3 protein-coding genes are annotated in these 2,744 nt (G+C 73.3%); 2 read left to right on the forward strand and 1 reads right to left on the reverse strand.

The genetic code is table 11. From position 1 onward, the window contains the following. Positions 1 to 465 precede the first annotated feature (465 nt). On the reverse strand, positions 466 to 1,107 hold the full coding sequence (locus tag G6021_RS11510; RefSeq protein ID WP_182616328.1) for a hypothetical protein: 642 nt from the start codon (positions 1,105 to 1,107) through the stop codon (positions 466 to 468). A gap of 86 nt (positions 1,108 to 1,193) precedes the next feature. Between G6021_RS11510 and G6021_RS11515 the strand changes: the two genes are divergently transcribed. Both G6021_RS11515 and G6021_RS11520 read left to right on the forward strand, forming a co-directional pair. Beyond that, positions 1,194 to 2,117, forward strand: a complete 924-nt coding sequence (locus G6021_RS11515; protein WP_347237840.1) for a sucrase ferredoxin — start codon at positions 1,194 to 1,196, stop codon at positions 2,115 to 2,117. A 33-nt stretch (positions 2,118 to 2,150) separates the two neighbouring features. Beyond that, positions 2,151 to 2,744: PHP domain-containing protein (locus G6021_RS11520; protein ID WP_182641329.1), on the forward strand; the 594-nt coding region annotated here is incomplete at its 3' end.

A 2,744-nucleotide genomic window follows, 5' to 3' on the forward strand; every position in this document is an offset into this window, starting at 1 on the left:
GCCGTGGCCGGGGGCTCTGCCGGCGCCGTCGCCGTCGGTGGTGTGGCCGGGGCCGGGTTATCGATTGGAGATCCGTGAGAGCCGTGACCCCGGGTCGGGGGTCGTGGCACGGGTTCCCCTCGCAGGGGGGGTTCTGCTGCGCACCGCGGCGGGGGCGCCGGTCGGGGTCGGTCCGCGAGGCCTGCTCACCGGACGACCCGAGTCGGTCGAGGTGACGGGCCGTCGATGCGCGTTGGTCGGTTGGTCGAGGCCGTGGCCGATCGATGAGGCCTGGTGGGAGGCGGGTCCCGGTGGTGAGCCCCGCCGGCCGAGGGCCCGGATACAGGTCGTCCCCGAGCGGGCGGCCGCGTTGTTGCTGTGCTGCCTGGTCGGGGACGAACCGGGGAGTTGGACCGTCGAGGGGGTATACGAATGAACCGTCCACGACTCACCGTGGTCGCGGCCCCCGTCGCTCGCCGGGTGGGCTCAGCGCTCGATGTCGACCACCAGTCGGGTCGGGTTCTGGAGGAGGAAGGCCGAGAAGGCGCGGTCCGTGCCCTCGAGACCGATGACGGACTGCGCCTGGCCCTCGAACTGGCCCGCGAAGGCCACTCCGGCGACACCGGTCGCCTCGTCGCTCGAGACGGTGCCCACGGGGACCTCCGTCATGGAGGTCGTGGTGGGCAGGACCTGGTCGCGGATCATCACCTGGAGGAACGAGTCCCCGGGCACCTCCACCGGGAAACCGCTGCCCTGCTGGGCGGGTGCGTCCACGTAGTCCACGGAGTACCCCGGGACGCCCTGGCCCTCGAGTTCGAAGACCACGCGGTCCTTGCCCTGGTAGTCGCCCACGCGGATCTCGGTCACGACGAGCTCGGCGCGCTCGGCGGCGTCGCCGGAGTCCTCACTCTTCGGAGCGGAGTCCGCGGGCCTGGCGGAGGGATCGGAGGTCTCGGTCTCGTCCGGCGCCAGGGCCCGGGCCAGCGCGGCCGGGGAGGATCCCGCCGTGGTGGTCTGGCTCGTGGTGGGGGTGTCGGTCGAGGTGTCGGCTCCACATCCCGCCAGGCCCAGGGACGCGACGGCGGTGAGGGCGGCGGCCGCGGCGAGGCGGCGGTGACGGATACGCATAGGCCCAGCCTAGATCCCTCTGGTCACTTTTGTCCCACAAGGTGGCTACAGTTACGCCTCCTCGCGGGATGGGGCACCATGGGGTCGTGTCAGATACCGATTCCGCCACACAACCGGACTGGTGCTCCCTGCAGTCGGCCGATGAGCCACCGGCCGGCACCGCCGCCCACGAGGAGTCGTGGGTGCTGCTGGAGGTCCCCGGGCGCTGGGGCCGCGACATCTTCGACGGTGAGGCGCTGGGCGAGGACCTGTCCCGACGTCTCAAGGACCACGTCGAGGCCTGTGGGTCGCGCATGCTCTTCATCCGGCGGCCCGGCCGGGAGGGCCAGCGGCTCGACCGGCACCGCTTCTACCTCTGCGACACCCGCCCCGGCCGGCAGAACATCCGCACCGGCCGTGTCGACGGGCCCGGGGAGTTGCTCGGGCTGGACCTGTCTCCCGACGGGCACGTGGCCGGGACCCGCGAGGTCGCGGCACCTGTCCCGCTCGTGTGCACCCACGCCAAGCGTGACCAGTGTTGCGCCGTGCGGGGGCGCCCGGTCGCGGCCGGGCTGGAGGCACTGGTGGGCGGACGCCTGGCCTCACTCGATCCCGATGCCGCGGTGTGGGAGTGCTCCCACACCGGAGGGCACCGCTTCGCCCCGGTCCTGTTGCTCCCCGGCACCGGTTACACCTACGGGCCCGCGGAGGTGGCCCACGCGGCCGGGATCGTCGAGGCGGTGCTGGACGGTCGGGTCGTCACCGAGAACCTGCGGGGCCGCAGTACGTGGCCACCGGCCGGGCAGGTGGCGGAGGTCGCCGTGCGGAACTCCGGTGTGGAGGCGGGGGTGGACGACCTCGTCGTCACCCTCGACCCCGATTCCCCGCGCGTGGCCGTGGTCCGTCACACCGACGGTCGCGCCTGGCGCGTCGAGGCGGGCACCCGCCCGCTCCCCCCTCGGTCCCAGAGTTGCCGCAAACCGCCCGGCGACGCCTCGGCGTGGGTCGTGGAGTCGTTCACCCAGCTCTGAGCCCACGCACCGGGCCCTGGTGGGTGAGGCCCGGTGAACTGGTACCACGGCCCCAAGACCTGGACCGAGCTCGAGCGGGTCCTGTCCGGGCGACCGGGCCCGCGTGGGCCCCAGAACCCGCACCCCGGCGACGGCAGCGATGCCCCCGCCTGGTCCCGCCGACGGGGTGAGTACACCCCTCCGCAACGGCCCCGAACCCAGGGGCGCGTGCCCTACGCCGAGCTCCACGCCCATTCCGCCTTCAGTTTCCTGGACGGTGCCTCCTCTCCCGAGGCGATGGCGGAGGCGGCGGCGGAGCTGGGACTGACCGCACTGGCGATCACCGACCACGACGGGATGTACGGGGTCGTCCGCTTCGCCGAGGCGGCCTCCGAGCTGGGTCTGGCGACCGTGTTCGGTGCCGAACTCTCGCTGCCCGGGGATGAGCACCTGCTCGTGTTGGCCCGTGGAGGGGAGGGCTACCGCAGACTCTCGCGTGCGATCGCCCGCGCCCACCTGAGGGGAGGCGCCAAGGGTGAACCGCGGTACGAGATCGGCGAACTCGCCGAGGCCGCCGGCGGCCACTGGTACGTGCTCACCGGCTGCCGCCGGGGACGGGTGCGGCGGGCCCTCGAGCGGGGCGGCGCG

It is taken from the genome of Dietzia sp. CW19 (assembly GCF_014145265.1).
GTDB lineage: Bacteria > Actinomycetota > Actinomycetes > Mycobacteriales > Mycobacteriaceae > Dietzia > Dietzia natronolimnaea.